The following is a 26,031-nucleotide window of genomic DNA, read 5'->3' as shown; positions in this document are numbered from 1 at the left end:
AAAATATAGTTGAAGATAGCTGACAACCTTGTAGGGGAGATTGAGGAGTTGCTTGCTGAAGCTCATGCAGTTTCAAAAGAAAGTATTACAAATGCCATAAGCTTAACGGAAAAAGCTCTTTTTAAATCCCAAAAAATCAAAAGTAAGAACGCTGTTCATGCAGATGCACTGAATCAACTATCGCTTTTACAAAGAAAAAACAAGGAATTTGCAACTGCCAAATCCCTTGCTGAACGAGCACAATCCATTGCCAATAAAATAAATTATGAAAGAGGAAGAGGAGATTCCTGCTATAATTTGGGCACGATTTATAAAGAGCAAGGAAAGTTCAGTGAAGCATTACCTCATTTAACAGATGCAGTTCATTATTATGCAAAAATCAAGGATTACGGTTTCCATGCAAAGTCATTGTGTCTTTTGGGTAATCTGTATGAAGAATTTCACGATTTTAAAAATGCATACCTTGCATATGAAGAAGCTTTAGCCGAAGCTGAGGATCAAAAGAACAACAATCTAATAAGTGATATATTTTTAAGTCTTGCAGGTATTAACTTGAAATCAGAAAAGATCCCAAAGGCAGCACTCTTGGTTGAAAAATGCATTACCTTAAAAGAAGAACTTCATCAAAAAGAAAAGTTAGCAAGTGCCTACTATCTTGCTGGAAAAATTAAGGTCAAGTCTGGAAAATTAAAAAAAGCTGAGGAAAGTTTTGAAAAAGCTCTATCACTATTCACCAAATATAACCTACAAGCAGGAATGGTGGAAAGTATGGAGAAACTTGGTAAAGTCTATTTTCAAGAGGGCAAAATAAAGGAAGCCATAGACATTTTAGAAGAGGCAGCTCAAATTGCCGAAAAGGGGAATTTGAACCAGAGCCTATTTAAATGTCATCAATTACTGTTCCAGTGCTTTAAGCCGGTAAATACATCTAAAGCTCTTTTCCATTTGGAGGAATATGTCAAATTTAGTGAGGAAGAGAACAATAAATACATTCAGAATCTTGTTGACGGCTACGAAGTAATTTCACAACTGGAGGATATTGAAAAAGATGCTGAAATCGAACAAGAAAAAGCTTCTATTATTGAAAAGAAAAATACTGAACTTGATTCTTTCTTTTACCGTGTATCACATGATTTGAAAGGCCCAATCGCCTCCTTATTGGGTTTGAGTGATTTGGTTGATAAGGACATAAAAGACCCTGAGGCAAGACACTTTTTTAAAATGTATGACCACCAAATCAGGCGTCTAAATATGATTGTAATGGAGCTAATCAATATCACTGAATTAAACTACAGAGATATTAAATTAACACCTATCAACTTCTACGAAATAGTAGACAATTGTATTTCAGCATATGCTTATTTACCCAATTACAATAAAATTAGCTTCACAATTGATATTGAAAGTAATCTCTACTTTAAATCTGAGTGGTATATCGTTAATACGATTCTACAAAATCTAATTGAAAACAGCATTAAATATGTTGATGAGGAGAAAACAAACCCTGTGGTTGAAGTTAAAATTTTCAAGAAAAAAGGAAAAATCCATGTCAAAGTATGTGACAATGGTGAAGGAATAGAAGAAAAGCATCTATCAAAGATATTTGATATGTTCTACAGGGCCAGTGAAAATGGAAGTGGAACAGGCTTAGGTTTGTTCATCATGAAGAGAGCAATCGAAAGACTTAAAGGAGAAGTATCGGTCAGCAGTGAGCTCAAGAAAGGCAGCACTTTTGAAGTTAAAATACCCCTTCCTCAAGAAGAATTTAAATAAGTAGCTATACGCCAACAAAGCTATAAACAAGGCCTTAATTAATACCTGCTACTCAATAAGACTCGCTTAAAGAACTCTTTAGGGACTAGTCGTAAATTTTGCTTATTCGAACTCAACTATTACCTTAGCGAAGTCAACGAAGGGGTGCCGCATAATAACGGGCTGAGAACATACCCATGACCTGATCCTGATAATGCAGGCGTAGGAATTAATAAATTAACAAATGGACATTTTAAATGAACTATATGAAGGCCTTCTCAATATGGGTTGGCTGGAAGGATTTGGTGTGTTTTTTGGCATACTGTACATCTATTTTGCAGCTAAAGAAATGATTTGGTGCTGGTATGCTAGTCTTGTTAGTGTAAGTATCTACTTAGTAATTTGCTACCAAGTCCAACTCTATGCTGAAATGGGTTTAAATGTCTATTACCTGGGCACTACAATTTATGGATGGTGGCATTGGAAGCATCCTAAAAATGACCAAAAGGAATTGCCGATTTCTAGAATGAAATGGCGTGAACATGGAATCTTCCTATTGTTAGGAATACTTTTCACAGTCGGTCTAGGCTATATTTTAGTAGAAAACACCAATGCCCAACTCCCTTATTTAGATTCCTTTACTACAGTTTTTGCCGTATTAACCACCATATTGGTGACTCGTAAAGTCCTTGAAAACTGGCTCTATTGGATTGTGATTGATACCGTTGCGGTTTACATTTACTTTCAAAGAGAATTATATTTAACCTCAGTACTCATGGCTGCGTATGTAATCATTGCACTTGCCGGTTACCTAAATTGGCGGAAAATTTACTTTACCAAGTACGCATGAAAAAAATCGCAATTATTGGACCTGAAAGTACAGGGAAAAGCACTCTTTCAAAAGCACTGGCAACACACTATAATGAACCTTTTGTCCCTGAATACGGAAGAAAGTATTTAGAGGAAAATGGAAAGGATTATAATCGATCTGATCTATTGGCCATTAGTAAGGGAATGGTAATTTGGGAAGAAAGAATGAGTTTTATAGCTAAAAACCTGCTCTTCTGCGATACTGATTTAATCATGATGAAGGTTTGGTATGAAGTAAACTATGGTGAATGCCATCCTTGGGTATTAAATCATTTACAGTCTCGTCCATACAATTTTTACTTGCTTTGTGCTCCTGATTTGCCTTGGGAGGAAGACCCACTTAGAGAGAACCCCAATATGAGAGATAAGCTTTTTGAACGTTATCACAATGAGTTAGTGGAATCAAATTTGGACTATACCGTTATTTCAGGAACAAAAGATAGATTGGAAAGGGCTATTGAGGCTGTGGAGAAAATAAGATAAGGAGGGCTTTTCCATTTCCCTCCTTATTAGACAAAGTGTTTTATTTTTTAATCAATTTCTGTTGCACTCTGAAATTTTTGGTCTCTACAGTGATAAAATAAACTCCCGGACTAATTTCATTCAATGGTATTTCAAGCTTATTATTTGTTTGAAAGTCATGTAAACCATTATACACCGTTTTTCCTGTCAAATCACTTAAAACTACACTACTCAATCCAAAATACTCATCACCAGTATACTTCAGATTCAGATCATTTCGGATTGGATTGGGAAAAGCCCGAAATCCTACAGCCATCAGACCTTTTCTATTTGAAGTAAGCGTTATCCCTTCTGATTGAACGGTACAAAAGTCGGTCGATACTTCAACTGAATAAACCCCTGATCTTTCTATCGAAATAGTTTGTGAATTAGCTCCATTAATAGGCTCTCCATCCAATAACCATTGGTTGCCTTCTTGATAATTTGAAGTTAGTCCATTTTCAGTTAAAGTAATAACTGCTGGTTCAAGTTTTTCAACATAAAGAGTGGCAGTATCAGAATCAATACTGTCTCCTTCAGTTTTCAGTACAATTGAATAATAATCAGTTGGTAGATTATCTGACAGAGAAAAACTGAAGAAGTTATCTTCAATATTGATGGCATCCAATTCAATAGATTGTTCATTTCCAGCCCCATCCATCAGCAATGCGTGATAATTAAATGAACTGCTCAACTTCCCAAAAACATTTTCAAACCTTAGGTCAATAAATTGATTCGAACAGGTTTGGGTGGTGTCTTGACCCAAAGTTATGCGGGCTTTAACATATATTTCATTTGAAGTATATTCACAGTTGCCAAAAGATTTTGTCTGAAAATACAATCCCTCTTGAAAAACCTCAAGACTATCCAAATCCTCAGAATTACCAACTAGCACGTTATTTCTGTACCAAGTGGTATTCTCATTATCGTTGGAAATTAGAATATTATCTACTTTGGTAATAGTAGATGCCTCAGCGGTATCAACAGTTATAGGTCTAGAAACTATTTCAAAATCACCTGCTGTTGGTACGGTTGCAATGAAGTATTCTCCGACCGCCAATTGCTGCGGGATCTTTACATTCATGTTGAAACTAGAAGAATCCACGATTTCTAGCTCCGTTGCAGATGACATACTAACATCACTAGATAAAATCACCTTAGCTAATTGATTTTCGTAATTGAATCCTAAGTATTGATAATCTATATTGACCACTGAATTAGGGCAAACTATATCACTTGAAATATCAATGATTTCGAAAGATGCACTTTTAGTTTCAATGGAATCATAATGAACATAGTTCTTTTGAAAAACTTTTTCAGTCCTATCTCCATTGAATGCGAAGATTTTGATGAAGTAGTTAGATTCCTCAGTAAAATCTGAAGCATGGTATAGTACTTCTTCCGTATCTCCAGCATACAAAATCCTTACACTATCAGTCAACTCAGGGGCACTATTGAAACCGGTGAAACTGTTATATGTACTAAATTCCAAAGAATCTACTGGGGTAAATTCAAAATCTCGAACTAGAGATGCTACTACGATAGAACCATCTGCTTCAAAACCATTATAATCAAAAGCTATTGAATTACTTTTAATCTCAGTAATATTGAAATCCTGTAATTCCGTATCCGGCACTCTAATCCCAGTCCTTGCCTCCACTACGGCTGAAGTATCAGTTTTATAATGAGGATCAAACCCATCTAAATCGTTAAAGCTATAGGCTTCAAAAACGTAATTGGTGTTCTGTTCAAGATTACTTACCGTAACCTGATCTCCATAACCTGAAAACAGAATATATTCATCATCATTGAACACTGGATCCACTTTACCGAAACTTGTATTTGCTGGATAACTAAAGTAATTGTTTGGCTCAAACTTAGTAGCGAATCTTTTTCTACCCACAATTAGCACCTTTTCTTCAGGATTAGCATCCCAAGACAAAGTAACGGTTGAATCCGTAACTGATGCCACTTCTAAATTCTTAACTATTGAGTCAGGCATAGCTGACAATTCTCCATTGACTGACTGGATATTAAATCTCGGACCCGGAGGGTTAGCGCTTGATCCACCTCTTTTTCTTAAAAAAGCACGAAATCCATCACCCTTCGTAAGACTCAAATAGGTACTGTCAAATTCTTTGGGATCACCAAATGAACTCAAGTAAAATTTTGTAATAAAGTCTTCTGTATTAGAGGAATTTAGACTCATTTCCATTACGTTATACTCTGAAAATTCCAATTTAATGACAACTTTTTTATCTTCATCATTTGGTAAAATTGTTAGATATTGCCGTTGATATTTTCCATCACTATCATGAGAATATCCAATTCCTTGTGCACTATATAAGGTTTGTCCATTAGCCACTACGGAGTTATCGTAAGAATCACCAAAAAACACATCATTAGCATTAGAGGTTTTAAAATCAAATCTTGAAGCACTACTACTGTAGCTTACCATTGAATCATATTGGTTATAGCTATATAATTCCAGATAATATTGAGTGTTAGGTTTTAGGTCAATCAAATTTAACGACTCTAAACCTTGTAGATTTATTAGTTTTGCGCTTCCTAAAGTATCAGCAGATTCAAAACTACCAGCATAATTATATTTTGTATTTTGTACTGGGTTTTCATTACCTTTTTCTCCCTCCCAAATCATAAGAAGTGGTTCCCCAAATACTAAATCTCTCCATTTTACTTCTATCTTGGTTGAGTCACCATATTCTAGATATACATTGCCTGGTCGTTCAGGGCTTGACGGTGTTTTTATAGAGTCAATCTCCCAACCTTCTACATTATCATAAAGAAGCGATCTTCTGGCTATAAATCTATTCGCTCCTTTGGTATGATTATCGTAAATCTCAACATTTTCTATTATTAATGAATCATTTTCTGTTGATATGTAACCGTGACTACCTTTAGTACCAGAGTAGATCCTCCACTCCTGTTCAGGGTCATTTATTATATGATTTACAGTCAAATTAGCATCGGGACTTATCATCAGATCTCTTCCGTTTAAGAATAAGCTATCAATTGAAGGGGACTGATTGATCTCTAATTCTTTATGGTACTCTATCTTAGAAACATTATAAAATCTTGACGAAGAAGACAACCTACGTCCAATGTTTATATAATTAGGCATGGAAAGTAAATTTACGCTCCCATTTTCTGATAAACTATATGATATGGACAAGGAATCAATAGCATCAAAATCTACAGTTACATCAGAAAATCTGATACTATACAGTCTATCTGGAATCGAATTAACCTTATACAAATGAGTACTATCTCTTCCTTCAATATATATATAATCCAATCCATACTTGCTAATATCCTTGGGGATATCAATGATATTTTCTGGTAAGGCCCCATAAAATCTGCCAGCCATTGTATTAGGACCAACTTTAACTGAATCACTAAGAATCATATTGGATTCTATATTCCAATATGGATACCTGCTATAACCTTCAATGCTATCGTAATTATTGAAAAGAAGTTCTTTAGAATCTAAGCTGACATTAAAAGAATAAGCATATAAATTACCCCAAGCATCAATTTGAACCGTATCTTCACTGGAAAAGGAATTTTCATCAATAATTACAATACTTTCTTTGCTTGGAATGGTATCATGACGAACGTTACCCCCACTTGTTGTAGCCCAGTGGCTTTTGTCATTCCAGTTTCCATAACCGTTTACCCAGTAAAATTTCTGGAAATCTCCTGTAGTAAAAGTGACCTTCGTAGGGTTTACTTTATTAACACTATAAGAATCCGCATATCTTTGAGCATAATATACGGTTGCATAATAAGTAGTATTTGGTTGAAGATCTTCAAGCAAGAGGTAATCCAAACTATTCGGGAAAGATCCTCTATCGGAATACACGATTTTACCATTTTCTTGGGTGTAATTCAAAATATCAGACTCATTCATCACAAATTGATCCAAGTCTAAGCCCTCATTAGGATCTGTACTTAAATAGACGATCTCATAAAAGTATTTAGGTGATTCCCAATCCAGCTTAATAGTTGTGGCAGTGGCATCACTTGCTGTAAGATTACTTACTTGGGTGCTTGGAGCTTCTTGGAAGAGTGCAAAACTATACATGTCATCGTAGAGAAAATTTGTTGACTTCCCAGTTCCGTTATACTCTAATACCGTATAGCTATAAACTCGATCACTTCTTATCCCATCAATCACTACCGAGTTATCAATGCCATTATATAATACCTTGAATTTTCTTCCTTCATTATTATAATGGTCTTCCCCTTCTTCAAAATTGGAATTTCCCTGTGGGAAACTTTTACCGTCAAAGTCAAGCTTTGTCGGAGTGAAAAATCCATTTTCAATTGCAATTACAACTCTAGCTTCTCCATTACCATTTTCCCATTGTAACCTAATCTTTTCATTTTCTAGTACTTCATAACTAACGCTTTGTGCTGGGACAGTTGGTCTATTTGAATCCGTACTAAAAGAAATTGAATTCCGCTGCCCATAAACAGGTGAACTGGTATCAAAGAATTCGTAAAAGTCAACCTTATAATCCCTGCCAGGAACTAACTCAGTCAATTTGACTTCTTCCCCTGTTCCTATTAAAAGTATTTCTTGAGCACCTAATATATCTTGACCTACCTCATAATTAAGACCATTAACTGGTGTCATGGAAGGTTTTTCTGATTTATTTAAAACAACCAGCACTTTATCCCCATTTCCTCTCTTCCAGCTTAAATCAGCTGTATGTGCGCTTAGATTATCGACACTCAGTGAAGAAACCGTTTGTGAAGGAGCAGACTGCTCAGTTTGAAGAAATAATTCCCCATAAAAACCAAACGGTCCCTGCGAACTACTGAAACTTCCTGAATTAATCTGGTAATGAAATGTTAAAGCACCTTTATCATTACTTGCTACCAAGACATCAAGAATTTCGTAAGCACCTTTTACTTTGCCACTATAATCTACTAAAAGTGGTGCATCAGTATTTTCACCATCATAAATCCTAAACTCAAATTTACTGGCACGATAATTTAGATTTACAAAATCTGTTTTAAAGGCTAGTTTATCTCCAGTATTCTGTGGATAGAAAGTCTGTGTATAACCACCTTCTTTACTCACCCTGTAACTAAGTACTAGTGGATCATAAAGTTTAGTCTGTTGATTAATTGTAGCACTACCTTCTTCCATGATAAGATCTTCTTGACTAAGAGTCGTATATGAATTAGTAGTTATTTTATCTAAGCCGTATCGAGTGCCAACGGCATTCTCACTTAACACTATATAGGCAAAATAATAAGTTGTCCCCGGTGAGAAACCTGCCATGTTGGTAATGGGGCTTCTTGATATTTTTTCAACAGCAAAAACTCCTTCAATGATTTCATCTCCTTGGCTATATATGTCCGCATTGACAATAAAATCATCCACCAATACGTCCTTGATAGCAGAAGTATCTATGGGGTTTTCACTTGCTAGCGTTAAACGATAATTATCATCAGGGAAAGGATTTCCGTTGACAAGTAAGTATCCAGTATTTTCAATGGTATTTTTTGTAACCATAGCATATCCACTGAAACGATAAGAATAATTCCCTGCAATGTCTGCAGGAGCTACTAAGTCATTACCGACTTCAAACTGATAGGCTGTTTCAGCATAAACTATTTCTCCGCCAATTTCATTATATTCCCAAATCTTCACACTATATTTTCCAACATTAGGTAAACTGCTGACAGAGACTGATGAAATATCACCATTAGCTACCACATATTCATTCCCAGACACATTTTCACCAGAACCAAATACTGAATTTGCAGTGTAAGATTGATCATTTACTGGTGAAAATTGAATTGCGTTACTATTTGTATTCATTACAACCAACCTTTTCAATCCATTACCTGCTGTAAATGAAAAATCTATTGAGGTATCAGAAAAGTCGGTGATTTCATAATTTCTTGATCTCTCGGTGGGAGCATTTATGGATATTTCTATATCCGCCTGCCAACCATCAGAACTAAAATCTGAAGTTTCAAAATCATCACTTTCAAATTTAACAGTTAAGGACTCCCCGGAAGAAGCCACATTTAATGGCAGAGAATGACTTGAGCCAGAAAAGGATTCTAATAAATTAGCCGTTGTATCAGCTCCATCGAAAATTCTCAGTTGCTCAAATGAACGAATTTCTAAAGTATTAAAGGTTAACTTTACTGATTTACCTGCTTCAGCTGAATTTAATGTAAATACCTGCGATCTGTTCGGAAAATAATATCCAGATCCTCCATCATCATAAAAACTGTCTCCCGAATTTACATTTACACTTCCATTTTCCATGTATATATTTCCGCTTTCTAAAGTGGTAGCAATCTTCGAAAAACTTGTAGAAGTACTTTGATACTTGATACTAGAATTATCTGAAGTAGAATTTACCTCCATTCTGGTGATATAATACTCTGTATTAGGGTTGAGTCCATCGATTTTCACCTGATTTTCCGTTCCCTGATAGACCACATAAGTATCTGTACCTACTAAATCCCCAGCTCCAAAAGTGGTATTAGCGGTATATTCGGTATCATCTGCGACTGTTACATCTGGGAAAGTCCCCTCACGCATAAAAACAATTCTTTCCATTCCATCACCTGCAGTCAGGCCTAAATAAACACTGTCGCTATATATTCTTGAATAATAAAACTGACCATTATCTGTTGGCGTGGGTACTGAGTTAATTTCCCAACCTTGGGAATCGTCTAAAACCAGGGAATTTTCTAAGTTAAAAGTGGCTGATCCAGTGAAATCTACATCAGAAACATTTACATAAGTCCCATTTATATTTAAACCTGAGCCAGTAAGAAAGGCTGTGGTTCCCTCAGTTGAAGAAATGATATGTGCCAAGTTGGTTTCTGTACCATTTGCATCAATAGAGGAAGTCACCGTCTGAGTACTTCCAGCTTCTAATTCAAGCTCTACACCTTCATTTACTTGTATAGAAGAAAAGGTATTATTTCCCGTAACATATACATCATCAAAAAGATCAGGTTCAGAAGCAATTATATTATCATACTGTTTTGACCCTCCATGAAATTCATCATTCACGTTAATTGTGGAATTGGTACTTATCACGGTAATATTGTCATCATCATTTACATTCCACCTTTCTACATTAATAGTCGCATCTGCAATATTTAAGGTTCTTACTGAAGAATAAAGCGCATAGAAGTAAGTGAAGTTGAAATTGTTTGCTCCGTAGTTTACCGTGCCCGAACTATGATAAAATACATTAGCACCAATTCCTGAATTCATATTCAATTGGGCACTTCCATCAAGGGTAACACTCACTGCATCAGGATCACTGTTGAAGCTATTCTGTGCAACAAAAAGAGATTCTACCTCATCAAAAGTGAAATAAATAGCGGAATTAAGTGCAAGACTTACCTGATTAGATATATATAAAGAGCCGTAAATGTCCCAGTCACCTGAACCAATAAAATCAATGGCAAAGCCTAAATTATCTGCTGTAAGATCATGAAACGAAATATTTTGATTAAAATTGATTTGCTGGTCATTAGCCGAGAAAGAGTTGGCATCGAAAAACAGATTATCTTCTTCACCGGGAAGATTTGTATGAAGCGTTGACCCTCCACTAGTTGTTGCCCAATGGCTAAGATCGTTAATATCACCTGTGCCACCAATCCAAAAATAATCAGCTGCGTGAACGTTTAATGAAAATAAAATTAAAAATAAAGACAATAGGGATTTAAGGGGGGAGTAAAATTTTTCCATAAAGAATTAAATGTATTTAAGAATTATTTTTACAGGAACAGATTTTCCCAAACTTCAAAACTAATATATTAATATTTTGCAGCAAACTACTTTAATACAAATATTTACAGAAACACTCTATATCAATAAAATACTTAAAATAGTGATATAGAATTTGTAATCTTCATTAATCACTACTATACTTGCAACATCAATTAGGGGTGCCTTAATATAACGGGCTGAGAACATACCCTGAACCTGATCTCGGTAATGCGAGCGTAGGAATTTTGAACATAAATCAATAAATATGAATTTAAAATAGGATTCTGGAACGATTGTTCCTGATAATCCATTGTGAAGATAAAGCGTTTCAACGCTGGGGTGCCTTAATACAACGGGCTGAGATCATACCCAATGAACCTGATGCCGATAATGCGGTCGCAGGGATTTTGGTTAAGGAATATGAAGGAGGTACATACCCCGCCTCCACAAGTTTCACTAACAAACAATTTACAAAATGTTACAATTAACTAAAAAGTGGTTTTCAACTGCTTTAGTAATGCTAATGAGCATGCAATTAATGGCTCAAAATAGCATTGTGGGAAAAGTGATTTCCCAGGAAGACAATTCACCTTTAGTGGGAGCCAGTGTGGTCATCCAATCCATACAAAAAGGAAGTGCAACGGATATTGATGGGAATTACCGCATCAATAAAGTTGAAACTGGAGACTTTGAAATAAAAGTTTCTTATATCGGATACAAACAGATGGTAAAGAAAATCACTGTGGAAGGCCAAGACATCCAGCTTAATTTTGAGTTGGAAAAAGATATACAGTTAACAGACGAGGTAATGGTTTCTGCCACCAGAGCAGATGAGAAAACACCCACCACTTTCACCAATATCAAAAAAGCTGAACTCAATAGGCAAAACTTAGGACAAGACATGCCCATGCTTTTAAATTATACTCCTTCCATGGTCACCACTTCAGATGCAGGTGCTGGTGTAGGCTACACCGGTATGCGAATCAGAGGAAGTGACGGAACCAGAATAAATGTGACTGTGAATGGAATTCCAATTAATGACTCGGAATCTCATGGGACTTTTTGGGTAAATATGCCAGATTTAGCCAGCTCGGTGGATAATATCCAGATTCAGCGAGGAGTTGGGACTTCTACCAATGGAGCCGCTGCATTTGGAGCATCCGTCAATATGCAAACCTCAACACCAGCTCAAGATGCATTTGGGGAAGTAAATAATTCTTTCGGCTCTTTTAATACCAGAAGACATAATGTGATTTTCAATTCAGGAATCACGAACAGTGGCTGGTCATTTGAAGGGAGATTATCTTCCATTCACTCTGATGGATATATTGATCGAGCGAGTTCCGATATGCAATCCTATTTCTTATCAGGGGCTTACTACGGGGATAAAACCATAGTGAAAGCTTTAGCTTTTGGCGGAAAAGAGCAAACTTACCAAAGCTGGTGGGGTACTCCGGAAGCCCGCATAGAAAATGATGAGGAAGGAATGCAGGAGGTGATAATTAATAATGGATACACTGATGAGCAAGCAGAAAATCTGTTGAATTCAGGTAGGACATTTAACTACTACTTATATGATAATGAGACCGACAATTATCAACAAGACCATTATCAGTTACACTTGTCTCACCAGTTCACTGAAAACCTTCAAGCCAATGCCGCTCTTCATTATACGTATGGAAGAGGTTATTATGAGCAATTTAGAAATGATGATGACTTGACTGACTATCAGTTAAATGATATTGAGATTGGCAATGAAACGATCAGCTCGAGCGATTTAATTAGAAGAAGATGGTTAGATAATCACTTTTATGGTTTTACCTACAGCTTCAACTATCAAAAAGCAGATTGGGACATCACTTTAGGCGGTGCATATAATGAATATGATGGCGATCATTTTGGTGAAATTGTTTGGGCAAGATTTGCAGGTAATTCAGAAATTAGAGATCGCTATTACGATAACTACGGTAGAAAATATGATTTCAACAACTTTTTAAAAGCAAATTATCAGCTTAATGAAAAGCTAAATCTATTTGCCGATTTGCAAATTAGAAATATCAATTACCTCACAAAGGGTATTGATGCTGATTTGGCTCAAATCAATACTGGTGGAGAATATACATTCTTTAACCCGAAAACCGGTTTCACTTATAGCTTACCTAATAACAGTCAATTTTACGCATCAGTTGCTATAGCCAATAGAGAGCCGGTTAGAAATGATTTTGTAGATGCACCACAAGGCATAATACCTCAGCATGAAAGCTTATATGACTATGAGTTAGGCTATAAAAAGCAAGCTCGTAATTATAGTACCGAAGTTATAGTGTATTATATGGATTACGATAATCAATTGGTATTGACCGGAGAACTTAATGATGTGGGTTCAAGTATTAGAACAAATGTGGACAATAGCTACAGAGCCGGAATAGAATTAATTGGTGCCTATAAATTCAATCAACAATGGTCTCTAGGTGGAAATGCTACATTCAGTCAAAATAAAATAGCCAATTTCACAGAAGTGATATATGATTATGGTGAAGCTTTTGATGAATTTAATGTTATCGAAAATGAATATAGTAATACAGATATTTCATTCTCCCCTAACATCATCGCAGCGGGAGAAATTACATATCAACCCTTGAGGGGCGTGAAGTTCACATTTTTAAATAAATATGTAGGCAAGCAATATCTCGATAACACTTCAAACGATGACAGAGCTTTAGATCCATATTTCGTAAGTGATTTTGTAGGAAGCTATCAATTTAGTTTGCCGTTCTTGAAAACAGCTGAACTTAAATTAATGATCAATAACGTTTTTAATGAGATGTACTCAGCCAATGGTTATACCTTTGGCTACAATGCTGGAACTTATGAGGTAAGAGAAAATTATTTATATCCTCAGGCAGGCACCAATTATTTATTGGGCTTGAATTTGAGGTTTTAATAACAACGAAATATCATCAATCCTGACAGATTTTAAAAATCTGTCAGGATTGAAGTAGCACCTTTATACTTTATTCATGCAAAATAAAACATTCATCCCCTTTTACGACATCAAAAAATATCCTCATGAGGTTTTGGTTGTAGATGCTCATCATCCGCAGGGCTTTGACTTATCACATTGGAGAGGAGCTCCTGCTCCTAAAGGCTGTCAGGCGGATACTAGTACAGAAATTGTACTAAAAGCCATTCAGAATCAGCTCCCTGAGTTAAATAAAAAATATGTGACTAATAATCACTACGACATAGACGGCTTTCTGGGCGTTTGGGCAATTTTTAATCCTTCTATCGCAATGGAAAATTATGATTTATTGACTGAAATGGCTCAAATTGGGGATTTTAGAGAGATAAATTTTCAATATCTTGAATGGAAAAAAGCATTGAAAATCGTCTGTTGGTTGAATGAGAAAGAAGCAACTTTATTCTACCCTCCTTTTGGCGCACCAGAGATCGCGGAAAAGGAAATGGAAGCCTGTGTACCTAAATACATTCATTTTTTAGATGCTTTCAATAAAGTAATTGATTTACCATTAGAAGTAATTCCTGAAACGGAAGAATTCAATTTAGTTTTGACTCATCTTGCAAAAATTGATCAGCAAGAAACAATTGATGACATTAGAATGCATATTGTAGATGCAAAAGAACCACTGCATTACTATGCATTATATAACAATAGTCAACTGGCTGATATGGTTATGAGTATTTATCCGGACAATCGATACGAACTGGAATTTAAATACACCACATGGATCAATACCAACAGAAAACATTTTCCAAGAATCAGTATGGAAAAGCTATGCGATCAATTAAACCACATTGAAGAAAACGGTAAAAAATGGGAGGCCGAACATTTTACGGATACCGCCCCTATTCTTCGTTTGAAAGGAAAGAAATTAAGCAAAAAGGAACGTTACTTAAGCCCTTGTTTTAGGCCTATCTATTCTTCAAGTATACGACCGGAAGATTTCAAAAGTATTTGCTTCAGCTATTTTAACGATCATTATAACTTCTTAAAGAAAGGCGAAACACTTGATTGGAAACAAGTGAGAAAGATCAATGACAAAATATTTACTTAAATAGTCAAATGAAAAAGGCCAGATCGCTTCAAAAAAAATGCATATCTGGCCTTTTCAAATTACTTAAATATTCATCTATTTCTCTTCTTTCTTGTCTTCAGCTTTTGCGATCAAAACCTCAGGAGCCTCTTTTAACAATGTATTATACCAGCTCACCAACTTTTTCACATCGGAAGGATATACTTGATTTTCATCATAATTAGGCAAAACATGCTTTAGAAATGCCATGATCTCTTCTTTTGATGATTTTGCATCAATCCCCAAGTCATCTGCAAACTCATCATGCATGATATTAAAAATCTTTTGCAAAGGAACATTTCCTTCTGCATCAGTTGTATAGATAGATATTTCATCCAAAATGGAAACTCTATCGTGAGCATGAGCCACAAGCTTTTGCTTCTTTTCGTCCAATGATTCTAAAATAACGCCTGTTCTGGAAGGCTTAACTACCTGAAACAAACCACCTTTTCCTGTTACTGATGCTATATCTTTTAAAGTCATGTTTTATGTGCTTAAATTTTGTAGGACGAATTTACTGCAAACATTTTCGTTTTCACAAAATTGGGGGCTGGATTTTCAGGGAAATTTGAAATTGATTAATACCATTTAGTCAAAAGTGAATTCAGATGATGACTGGAGTGCTACCTAGCACGAATAGAAAACCACAAAGAAACAAAAGAACACATATGGTATTTCCCTTTAGTGAAGAAATTAATAAATCTGAACACTTATCTCCTTGATATCCTATCAGATATTTCGGTAAAAATATAAGTTACAACCTATTCCTATGTATTGTTTGTGAACTCTTCAGTATGAGTTTGTAATAGTACCGGGGATCTCTGTGTTTTGCATAAAAAAAGCAGCTCCTTTCGAAGCTGCCTTTACACCTGTTTATTATGACTGCAATGATTTCAAACTTTAATCTACATTATCGTGCAAGAATTTATTATTACCCAAGATCTGATTATCATCATTCAAATTGAACCTTGATACATTTTGTTCAGAAGAATGCGGCACATCTCTTAATTTGACCTGCTTCCTTTTGTAAGCCGGAACCTCCATTTGCTTGTAGGCTTCAGGAGTATTGGTATGACCACCATTTAAATTCTTCAATTTTTCAATTCTCTCTTTTGAACGATTTCTTAACATTTCTTGACGCAGAGCCTCTTTCTTATCAATATCATCCTGACTTTCTGATTTATCCACTATTTCGTAATCATTGGATAAACTTTCAGTAAAATCATCTGCGTAATCGTTCTCTTCTTCCACATATTCGGGTTCCTCTTTCTTTTTAGAAGGGAATCCAAATGTGTATCCTCTTTCCTCCTCGGCAGGTGGTCTCGATTCCTGAGTGTTGCGTTTCTCAAAAGTGAACGGACTTGGTTCATTCTTTGGCTCAGGCTTTTCCTCTTCCTTCTCATTTCCGAAAAGTGTGATTTGCTTATTTGAATCCAAATCATAAACCTTTCTTGCTTCCTTATGTGGGATAGCGTTCTCTTTATAGCCGCTTTGATCGAAACCGGTTGCAATTACAGTTACAGACAAACTTTCTCCTAAAGACTCATCCATCCCATGACCAAAAATTACTTCTGCCTCATCACCTGCTCTCTCTTGAATATAATCAGTAATTTCTGTCAATTCATCCATCTGCAACTCTGCTTTCTGACCAGAGATAATGGATAACAAGATTTTCTGAGCACCTAGAATATCTGTATTATTTAACAAAGGAGATGACAATGCTTCTTCGGCAGCTCTTAATGCTCTACCGTCACCATCGGTCTTAGCTGAGCCCATAACTGCAGCACCTGCATTTTTCATCACCGTTTTAACATCCTCAAAATCCACGTTTACCTGACCTGGAACTGTAATGATTTCAGCTATACCCTTGGCACCTGTTGTTAAAACATTATCGGCTTTCGCAAAGGCATTTCCAATGGTTAAATTACCATGGATCTCTCTTAATTTATCATTAAGAATCACCAAAACCGTATCGCAATTCTCTTTTAATTGACGGATTCCTTCCTCAGCTTGACGAACTTTTTTCTTTCCTTCGAAACTGAATGGCGAAGTGACAATTCCCACAGTAAGAATATCCATCTCTTTGGCAATACGAGCTATTACCGGGGCAGCACCTGTTCCAGTACCACCGCCCATTCCAGCTGTAACAAAGACCATTTTGGTATCATTACCCAATAAATCACGGATCTCTTCCTTGCTTTCCAATGCTGCATCTTTTCCCTTTTCCGGATTTGCACCGGCACCCAAACCACTGGTTAGGTTGGTTCCAATCTGCAATTTATTAGGCACAGGACTAGATTTCAAAGCCTGAGAATCTGTATTACAGACTACAAACTCAACATCCCTGATGCCTTGGTTAAACATGTGATTAACAGCATTACTGCCACCCCCACCAACACCTATCACCTTAATGATAGATTTGTGGTGTTTTGGAATTTCGAATTTATAAGCTCCTTCAGTCATAATATCCGTGTTTTAAGTTCTTTCAGTGTCATATTGATCTTAAATTCATTACACAAATCATCTTGTTTGGTCCTGAATATCAGGTAACCAGCAAAGACAATCAAGTAATTGCCTTATAGGCGCTATTTAATAATCATCTTTATCGTCAAAATCATCTATCAAAAAACTCTTCGTTTTATTGATAATTTTTGAAAAGAAGTCTCCTTCTCTTTTAGCACTTTTTTGCTTATGGTTGATAAACATATTCTGGTTATTCAACTTAGCTTCCAAGTACCTATTTTCTCGCTCATCAATTGAGCGATAACCTGCCAATACTAATCCTACAGATGTGGCATACATCGGGCTTTTTACAGCCTCTATTTTTGTTCTTCCTAAATGTTCGTTTGGATAACCGATCCTAGCATCCATTCCAGTTAAGTATTCTACTAGCTGTCTTGCGCTGTGCATTTGCGAACCACCACCTGTGATGACAATTCCGCCAGCCAAACGACCTTCATAGCCTGAAGCTAATATCTCTGCATGAACCAAATCAATGATCTCTTCCATTCTTGCTTCCACTATATGAGCCAAGTTCTTGATAGATATCTCTTTTGGCGCTCTATTTCTTAACCCTGGAATGGAAACGATTTCATTTTCACTAGCTTCAGTTGAAATCGCTCGGCCAAATTTGGTTTTCAATAATTCTGCTTGTTGTTGCATCACCATACAGCCTTCCTTAATATCTGAGGTAATGATATTACCACCAAAAGGTATCACACCAGTATGACGAATGATATTCTCGTGGAAAATAGCAATATCGGTCGTGCCACCTCCAATATCAACCAGACACACTCCGGCTTCTTTTTCATCATCAGACAAAACGGCCAAGCTAGATGCCAATGGTTCCAATATCATATTTTCAATATCCAAACCTGCTCTTTTAACACATTTCTGAATATTATTTATAGAGTTAATATCGGCAGTTATTACGTGAAAATCAGCTTCCAATCTAATGCCCGTCATACCGACTGGATCTTTAATTCCATCGTCATAATCCACAGTATAAACTTGTGGCATAACATGTATAATTTGGTTTCCTGCCGGAATGACCATTCGGTGCATATCGTTTGTTAAGCGATTTACATCTTCAACAGTAATTTCTTCATCTCTATCTTCTCTGGTAATACTACCTCTTTGGATAGAGCTCCTGATATGATGACCAGCGATCCCCACATTCACCACTTTTATATCGATACCGGAATTATCTTCTGCCTCTTCTACCGCTTTTTTGATGGCTAAAATGGTTTTCTCTATATTGATGACCTTACCTTTAACCACTCCATCAGATACAGCCTTGCCCATGCCCAAAACATCAAGCTTGCCATAATCATTTTTGTGTCCGACTATTACCACAATCTTAGTGGTTCCTATATCTAATCCGACTACTATTTTATCATTTTGCATGTCCATGTATCGCCTTAGGTTTTTTATTCACAAATGATTTGTTCTTTAAATTGTAAATTTACACGATCGTAACGATTCCACCCGCGGTCGGGCAAAATCTTATCGTAAAATATTTTAAGTTTCGATAATTTATCGGGATAATTATATACTGTACCAAATTCGATCAATTGTTTGGTTACTTGTGGGTATATATTGATTATTCCTCGATCATCTACTTCCAACTGTGCAAATTGTGCACTCCAAAATTTATCTTGTTCTATAAATTTTATAAAATTAAATAAGTCCTTTCCCGCATCGTCTTTTAACATATCTTCTTTCAAGTAACGATTAAAGAAATCTCCCGACAAAACCATGACTCTAGCAGTAAATCGTTCTGATACTGGAAGAATTTTTCCTTGGTCACTGATGTAATGATCAGATCCATTAGCATTAAAGATTCTGGCTATAGGCCTTGCTTGAACTGCATCAACCATCATATTCCCTGCTAAATCACGATATACTTCTGCGGCTTGAATAAACCGATGTGCATTTACTCGTTCTTCCAAGTCTTTCAATTTAAAATTCTCGTAAGGAAGATTCATGATCATTTCATTCCCATTATTGGTCAATAAGCCATTAATATCTGCTTCATTAATGAAGAAATTTCCTTGTTGATTTTTGATATTGATGATAATCTTTTTGCAAAGCACTTCATCTTGCTTCTTACTCACAAAACCAATACTTACCACAAAAACTATAAGTGGTAAAATAAATTTTAGGACGATATTTATACTTCTCTTAAGCTGCATTTTGCTTATTAAACATTTTTTTTAATGGTTCAACTAAACGGTCAATATCTCCCGCCCCCATTGTTATGAAAATCTCGAAATCACGATTGCTCAGATACTCTACAATAGACTCTTTTTCAACCTTATATTTTTCATCTACTTGAATAGATTCCAATAAAATATCACTACTTACGCCCTCAATAGGTAATTCCCGTGCAGGATATATATCCAACAACATCACTTCATCAGCCAAACTCAAACTTTGAGAAAATTCCACAGCGAAATCTCTAGTTCTAGAGTATAAATGTGGTTGAAACAATACACTTACTTTTTTACCAGGGTATAGAGCCCTTACAGAAGTTAACATGGCTTTGATCTCACTCGGGTGATGAGCGTAATCATCAATAAATACAAAGCCGTCTCTTTGTATCACATATTCAAACCTTCGTTTTACTCCTTTGTAGGTCTTGATTCCTTCAATGATTTCCTTTTCACTTACTCCCAACTGATTGGCAATTGCTATCGCCACCACAGCATTTTCCACATTATGAAAGCCTGGTACCGATAACTGAAAACCGTTGATAACTTTATTATTAAGGCTGACATCAAATACAAATTGCGCATCTTTCACTTGCACATTTAATGCTCTAATATCCCCTGCATTTAATCCATAGGAGTATGGCTCTGCCTTTATCTTTTTTGAGTAGATCTCATCCCATAATCCATCTTTAATATAGATTTGACCTGCTGGATTTACATTCTCTAGAAAAAGAGAGAAAGACTTTTTTAACTCTTCCAGTTTACCATAAATATCCAAATGATCTGCATCAGTTGAGGTCACGACTGCTATATTGGGTTTTAGAGTCAGGAAAGAACGATCAAACTCATCGGCCTCAACTACAATAATCGCCTTCTTGTAATCACATTGATTCATGACCATATTGGTACCATAATTCGTGGTAATACCACCTAGAAACCCAGCTATATCTTTTTTGCCACTTTTCAATAGGTGAGCTACCATAGAACTAGTGGTTGTTTTTCCATGAGTTCCAGCAACAGCCACGGTAAACATACCTTCGGTTAGTTTACCTAATACCTCAGACCGTTTATACATTTTAATTTCCTTTTCCTTGAGGTAATTAAAACCTTTATGCTCTTTCGGAATTGCAGGGGTGTAAACTATTAGAACTCCTTTATCATTATCAAATACAAAGGCTGGCATATCCTCAATTTCATCATCAAAATGAATTGAAATCCCTTCATTTTCAAGCTTTGTGGTCAGTTCGGTTGATGTTTTGTCATAGCCATATACTTGCACCCCATTATGGTGAAACCATCGAGCTAAGGCACTCATACCGATGCCTCCGATTCCTATGAAATATGCGCTATGTATATTTTTTATCTTCATTCAATCATTTTAAAAATAATCGATACTATTTCTTCTGTAGCTTTAGGTTTAGCCATTTTCATAATATTTTCAGAAAGCTTTTTTTGTTGATCAACATTCTTCAGTAATCCAAAAGCTGTAGGTAATAAATCATCTACAGCGTCCGCATCTTTAACCAGTAAAGCCGCATCTTTTTTGACTAAAGCCTGAGCATTTTTGGTCTGATGGTCTTCTGCAACATTAGGTGATGGTACAAAAATTACTGGTTTTCCCACGACTTGCAGTTCCGAAACTGATAATGCCCCTGCCCTAGTTACGATAATATCAGCAGCTGCATATGCTTCATCCATATTCTTGATAAACTCCACAACTTTCAATTGATTCGAATCAGCATTTTCAGATCGAACTAACATTTCTTTATGGTAAAGCTTTCCCGTTTGCCAAAGGATTTGGTGATCTTGTTTGGCCAGCAAATCTAAGTTTTGAGCAATACTTTCATTGATAGTTCTTGCTCCCAAACTTCCACCCAATACCAGAATTGTCCTTTTATTTCTATCTAATCCAAAGCTTTCCAAAGCAGATGATCTCTCCGGTAATTGCAATAAGTTATTCCTTACCGGATTTCCAGTAATATTTAATTTTGAGGAAGGAAAATATTGTTCCATTCCTTCATAGGCTACGCAAATCTGCTTCACCTTATTTTTAAGCCATTTATTGGTTAATCCTGCATAAGAATTTTGCTCTTGTAACAAACAAGGAATTCCAAGATTGGAAGCCGCCCTTAAGGTTGGACCACTGGCATAACCACCCACACCAATTACAGCATCTGGCTTAAAATTCTTAACGATTTTTTTAGCCTGTCTTAAGCTGTTTAGTAGTTTAAAAGGAAAACTTAAATTCTTGAGGCTCAAACTCCTTTGAATACCTGCTATCGGCAATCCAAAAATCTTATAGCCCGCTTCTGGTATCTTTTGCATTTCCATTTTACCCTCTGCTCCCACGAACAGAATTTCAGCATTTGGTAATTGCTTTTTGATTTCATAAGCAATAGCCAATGCAGGGAAAATATGACCTCCAGTGCCGCCTCCACTTAAAATAAATCGATATGGTTTTTGCATATCCATTTAGGCTGCTTCTTTTTTAGGTAAATTTGAAAACTGCTTTTTGCCTAGGGCATCTGGGGTTTCTTCAATTTCTCCACGACTTACACTCAATATTATTCCCATTGCAATACCTGTAAATAATAGTGAGGTTCCTCCCATACTTAAAAGTGGAAGTGGTAAACCGGTAATTGGCCCCAGCCCAACAGCCACTGCCATGTTAACCATGGCTTGGACGACAATAGCAAAACTCAGTCCTGCCGACAGCAATCCTCCATAGGCCCTACCGCTTGCAGCTGCCGCTTTCATACCTCTATACAATAAAGTCAGATAAAGTAGAATCACTATTCCAGCACCTATCATTCCATATTCCTCCACCACAATAGCGAAAATAAAATCCGAAAATGCTTCCGGTAAGAAGTTTCGCTGGCTACTATTGCCCGGTCCTTTTCCTGTCACACCGCCTGTAGCCACAGCTATGTATGATTGTTGAGCCTGAAAAGGTATATTTTCCTTACTGATGAAATTCTCAACCCTATTAATGGCAGTTTGCCCCCTTTGCCCCACTACCATGGCAATACTTACTGCAAAAACTCCCACGAATGCCAGCATAGCCAGATATTTGACCGGTATCCTTCCAATAAAAAGTAAAAGCATACAGGTAAGGAATAATAGTATGGCTGTAGATAAATTAGTCATAGCTATTAACCCGCAAATCAGACCACACCATAAGAGCATTGGAATTAGCGACTTCTTAAAATCATGTATATTCTGCTGTCTTTTAGACAACATACCCGCCAAATTGATAATCAAGGCTAATTTAGCTAGATCTGATGGCTGAAAGGACTGATTAATAAACGGAATCGTAATCCATCGTGAAGCGCTGTTTAGGTTTACTCCAAACTGCCATGCATAAATCAACAGAGGCACAGACAACCAAAGCGCTAAACGCGATAATTTTGAAAAATATCTATAATCTACTTTGTGAGCCGCCCACATAGCAAAAAAGCTTAAAAACACTAAAAAGCTATGGCGAAGTAAATAGTATTCTGTATTGCCCCCATATTTGAAGTAAGCAATAGTTCCAGTAGCACTATAAACCACTAAAATACTGAGCATTCCCAAAGCAAAGACCACCGACCAAATTACGGGATCTCCTTTGAGGTGCTTGTCAGTCCAAGCTTTAATATTTTGTATACTTAGCATGACTGCGATAATTTTTTCAATTCTATTTCTCTTTCCAGTAATTGGAATGCCAAGCGAAATTGATTCCCTCGGTCTTCATAATTCTTAAATAAATCGAAACTTGCGCAGGCAGGAGATAATAATACTACTTCCCTATCTTTGGATAACTTGTATCCCATTTCTACTGCTTCCTGCATCGATTGCGTTTCTTCGATTATTGGACACCTATCTTTATAATAATCTTTAATTTTTGCATTGTCTTTTCCTAGACAAATAATGGCTTTCACATTGGTACTGACAGCATCCAATTGACTATAATCATTTCCTTTATCAACACCTCCAACAATCCAAATTATTGGTCGAGTAAATGCTTCCAAGGCATAGTAAACTGCATCCACATTAGTCGCCTTTGAATCATTTATAAATTCAATCCCATATATGCTCCCCACTGATTCCAGTCTGTGTTGAATACTTTTGAATTTCGGAAGACTGTCAGTAATCTTGTCATTCTTAATTCTAGCAATTTTGGATGTTAAAATAGAGGCCATGGCATTAGTCTGGTTATGTTTTCCTTTTATAGTCAGTAATTCTTGAGAAAATGTATGTCTTCTTTCATTCAAATTAATGATGATACCCGATGGGTTTGCGTAAGCCCCTTCATATGGTAAATCATCAAATTTCAACTCTAATAATTTCGAAGAAAATGGGTGTTCATCCAGATTCTTGTTAATTAAATTATCTTCGGTATATAATATTGCAAAATCATCTTTATCTTGATTTTTGAACAAAGAGAATTTAGACGCTACATAATTTTCAACATTATAATCGTATCTGTCCAGGTGATCGGGTGTGATATTCAATAGAACTCCAATATGTGGTTTAAAATCAGTAAAACCATCAATCTGGAAACTACTACATTCAAGCACCCACCAATCAAAATCCTCGTCTACTAATTGCCCAGCCATGCTTTTACCAATGTTTCCGCCCAGCCCCACAGATAATCCGGCTTCTTTAAACAAATGATAAGTCATCATAGTAGTAGTGGATTTACCATTAGTACCTGTTATGGCTACAATTTTTCCTGTGGTATATCTAAATGCAAACTCCAGTTCATCGATAACTGGGATGCCTTTAGCAAGTGCATTTTTCACTATTTGCACCGTTGATGAAATACCCGGACTTTTAATTATCTTATCTGCATTTAATATTAAATCGTCAGAATGATTACCTTCTTCAAAGGGCACATCCACTTTTTTTAACTTCTCTTTATTAGAATCTTGAATAGGACCAAAATCAGACACAAAAACATCATATCCCTTTGCTTTTGCTAGCAAAGCAGCACCAGTTCCGCTTTCTCCTGCTCCCAATATGACGATTCTCTTTTTCACTATATTTCTTATGTTATAAGTTCTTAGTTTTAGGTTTTAAGTATTACATCTTGATTCTAGGATCTAGATTCTAGATCATCTCAACTTTAATGTTGCTACTGATATAATGGCTAATAAAATACCCATAATCCAGAAGCGGTTTACAATTTTTGATTCATGAATTCCTTTCTTTTGATAATGATGATGCAATGGAGACATTAAAAAGACACGCTTTCCTTCACCATATTTCTTTTTAGTATATTTAAAGTAGCTCACCTGAATGATTACAGATAGATTCTCAATTAAGAAAATTCCGCATAAAACAGGAATCAACAATTCTTTTCTGACCACCAATGCTAGAACTGCAATAATTCCACCTATTGATAGGCTTCCAGTATCTCCCATAAAAACCTGAGCTGGATGGGTATTGTACCACAAAAAGCCAACACAAGCGCCCACAAAAGCCGCGCAGAAAATCACAATCTCCCCGCTGTTGGGGATAAACATTATATTGAGATATTGAGAGAAAATAGCATTACCGGAAACATAAGCAAAAATTGCTAAGGCCAACCCAATAATTGCGGAGGTCCCTGCAGCTAAACCATCTATTCCATCGGTTATATTGGCACCATTACTTACAGCAGTTACTATAAAAATCACCCATAACACATAAATGATTACTGTATATCCATCAGGAAGAAAAGGCATTATATTACTATAATCAAATTCATTATTTTTGAAGAATGGAATGGTAGTTACCATTGATTTAACATCTTCAAAGGATTTTTCTGATACCATTTCCACACCTTGAGAAACACTAACCGGTGATGCAAACTCTCGAATCGTAACATCAGGATGATAAAATAAAGTTAAGCCTACGATTAATCCTAAACCAATCTGACCAAACACTTTAAACTTGCCCTGTAATCCTTCCTTATTCTTTTTAAATACTTTAATATAATCATCCACAAAACCAATTAGACCCATCCATACTGTGGATACAAGAAGCAAAATGATGTAGATATTATCGATTTTAGAGAAAAGAACTACTGGAATTACAATAGCCAAAATAATCATAATCCCACCCATAGTAGGAGTACCTGATTTTTCAATTTGTCCCTCAAGACCTAAATCACGCACTGTTTCACCCACTTGCTTTCTTCGTAATTTATTTATCAATTGCTTACCAAAGGTGATGGTGATTAGCAATGAGAAAAGCGTGGCCATTCCTGCTCTGAACGAGATATACTGAAATACCCCTGCTCCAAGCAAGTCCATTTTTTTATTTAAGAAGTCGAATAAATAATATAGCACTATTC

15 protein-coding genes and 2 riboswitches are annotated in these 26,031 nt (G+C 36.1%); of the genes, 5 read left to right on the top strand and 10 right to left on the bottom strand.

Translation table 11 applies throughout. The features are described 5' to 3' along the window. Nucleotides 1-9 precede the first annotated feature (9 nt). The 3 genes from Q3Y49_RS09535 (at nt 10) to Q3Y49_RS09525 (ending at nt 3,105) form a co-directional block, all read left to right on the top strand. Nucleotides 10-1,773, top strand: a complete 1,764-nt coding sequence (locus Q3Y49_RS09535) for a tetratricopeptide repeat-containing sensor histidine kinase (RefSeq protein WP_303267922.1) — start codon at nt 10-12, stop codon at nt 1,771-1,773. Between the two features lie 223 nt (nt 1,774-1,996). Further along, nucleotides 1,997-2,602, top strand: a complete 606-nt coding sequence (gene pnuC, locus Q3Y49_RS09530; protein ID WP_303267921.1) for a nicotinamide riboside transporter PnuC — start codon at nt 1,997-1,999, stop codon at nt 2,600-2,602. Then, nucleotides 2,599-3,105 carry an AAA family ATPase gene (locus Q3Y49_RS09525; protein WP_303267920.1) on the top strand — a complete coding sequence of 169 codons (507 nt, stop codon included), beginning with the start codon at nt 2,599-2,601 and terminating at the stop codon, nt 3,103-3,105. Before pnuC ends, Q3Y49_RS09525 begins: the two co-directional genes overlap by 4 nt. 40 nt (nt 3,106-3,145) lie before the next feature. Here Q3Y49_RS09525 and Q3Y49_RS09520 read toward each other — a convergent pair whose 3' ends face one another. Then, on the bottom strand, nt 3,146-10,885 hold the full coding sequence (locus Q3Y49_RS09520; RefSeq protein ID WP_303267919.1) for a T9SS type A sorting domain-containing protein: 7,740 nt from the start codon (nt 10,883-10,885) through the stop codon (nt 3,146-3,148). Between the two features lie 186 nt (nt 10,886-11,071). Beyond that, a riboswitch (TPP riboswitch) is annotated at nt 11,072-11,166 on the top strand. Nucleotides 11,167-11,231: 65 nt separating this feature from the next. Then, a riboswitch (TPP riboswitch) is annotated at nt 11,232-11,328 on the top strand. Nucleotides 11,329-11,381: 53 nt separating this feature from the next. Between Q3Y49_RS09520 and Q3Y49_RS09515 the strand changes: the two genes are divergently transcribed. Then, on the top strand, nt 11,382-13,850 hold the full coding sequence (locus Q3Y49_RS09515; RefSeq protein ID WP_303267918.1) for a TonB-dependent receptor: 2,469 nt from the start codon (nt 11,382-11,384) through the stop codon (nt 13,848-13,850). Nucleotides 13,851-13,926: 76 nt separating this feature from the next. Continuing rightward, on the top strand, nt 13,927-14,982 hold the full coding sequence (locus Q3Y49_RS09510) for a DUF6687 family protein (RefSeq protein WP_303267917.1): 1,056 nt from the start codon (nt 13,927-13,929) through the stop codon (nt 14,980-14,982). Nucleotides 14,983-15,057: 75 nt separating this feature from the next. On the opposite strand, the gene Q3Y49_RS09505 is transcribed toward Q3Y49_RS09510, so the two are convergent. The 9 genes from Q3Y49_RS09505 to mraY all read right to left on the bottom strand — a co-directional run bounded on the left by Q3Y49_RS09505 (nt 15,058) and on the right by mraY (nt 26,026). Then, nucleotides 15,058-15,483, bottom strand: coding sequence for a DUF5606 family protein (locus Q3Y49_RS09505; RefSeq protein ID WP_303267916.1), 426 nt, complete (start codon nt 15,481-15,483; stop codon nt 15,058-15,060). Between the two features lie 417 nt (nt 15,484-15,900). After that, entirely contained in the window at nt 15,901-17,463 is a 1,563-nt protein-coding gene (ftsZ, locus tag Q3Y49_RS09500; protein ID WP_303267915.1) for a cell division protein FtsZ, read from the bottom strand. Nucleotides 17,464-17,589: 126 nt separating this feature from the next. Continuing rightward, nucleotides 17,590-18,906 (bottom strand): cell division protein FtsA, encoded by a 1,317-nt coding sequence (gene ftsA / locus Q3Y49_RS09495; RefSeq protein ID WP_303272098.1) that lies wholly within the window; start codon nt 18,904-18,906, stop codon nt 17,590-17,592. A gap of 23 nt (nt 18,907-18,929) precedes the next feature. Beyond that, entirely contained in the window at nt 18,930-19,694 is a 765-nt protein-coding gene (locus Q3Y49_RS09490; RefSeq protein WP_303267914.1) for a cell division protein FtsQ/DivIB, read from the bottom strand. Beyond that, nucleotides 19,684-21,081, bottom strand: a complete 1,398-nt coding sequence (gene murC / locus Q3Y49_RS09485) for a UDP-N-acetylmuramate--L-alanine ligase (RefSeq protein WP_303272077.1) — start codon at nt 21,079-21,081, stop codon at nt 19,684-19,686. The genes Q3Y49_RS09490 and murC overlap by 11 nt, the downstream gene beginning before the upstream one ends. Continuing rightward, nucleotides 21,078-22,184 carry an undecaprenyldiphospho-muramoylpentapeptide beta-N-acetylglucosaminyltransferase gene (murG, locus tag Q3Y49_RS09480; RefSeq protein ID WP_303272076.1) on the bottom strand — a complete coding sequence of 369 codons (1,107 nt, stop codon included), beginning with the start codon at nt 22,182-22,184 and terminating at the stop codon, nt 21,078-21,080. Before murG ends, murC begins: the two co-directional genes overlap by 4 nt. Beyond that, nucleotides 22,185-23,366 (bottom strand): FtsW/RodA/SpoVE family cell cycle protein, encoded by a 1,182-nt coding sequence (locus tag Q3Y49_RS09475; protein WP_303272075.1) that lies wholly within the window; start codon nt 23,364-23,366, stop codon nt 22,185-22,187. Beyond that, nucleotides 23,360-24,733 (bottom strand): UDP-N-acetylmuramoyl-L-alanine--D-glutamate ligase, encoded by a 1,374-nt coding sequence (gene murD, locus Q3Y49_RS09470; protein ID WP_303272074.1) that lies wholly within the window; start codon nt 24,731-24,733, stop codon nt 23,360-23,362. Before murD ends, Q3Y49_RS09475 begins: the two co-directional genes overlap by 7 nt. A 75-nt stretch (nt 24,734-24,808) precedes the next feature. Continuing rightward, nucleotides 24,809-26,026: a phospho-N-acetylmuramoyl-pentapeptide-transferase gene (gene mraY, locus Q3Y49_RS09465; protein ID WP_303272073.1), complete on the bottom strand. Its 1,218-nt coding sequence runs from the start codon at nt 26,024-26,026 to the stop codon at nt 24,809-24,811. Nucleotides 26,027-26,031: the final 5 nt, after the last annotated feature.

It is taken from the genome of Marivirga harenae (assembly GCF_030534335.1).
GTDB lineage: Bacteria > Bacteroidota > Bacteroidia > Cytophagales > Cyclobacteriaceae > Marivirga > Marivirga harenae.
This window is presented reverse-complemented; position numbering and strand designations above follow the sequence as displayed.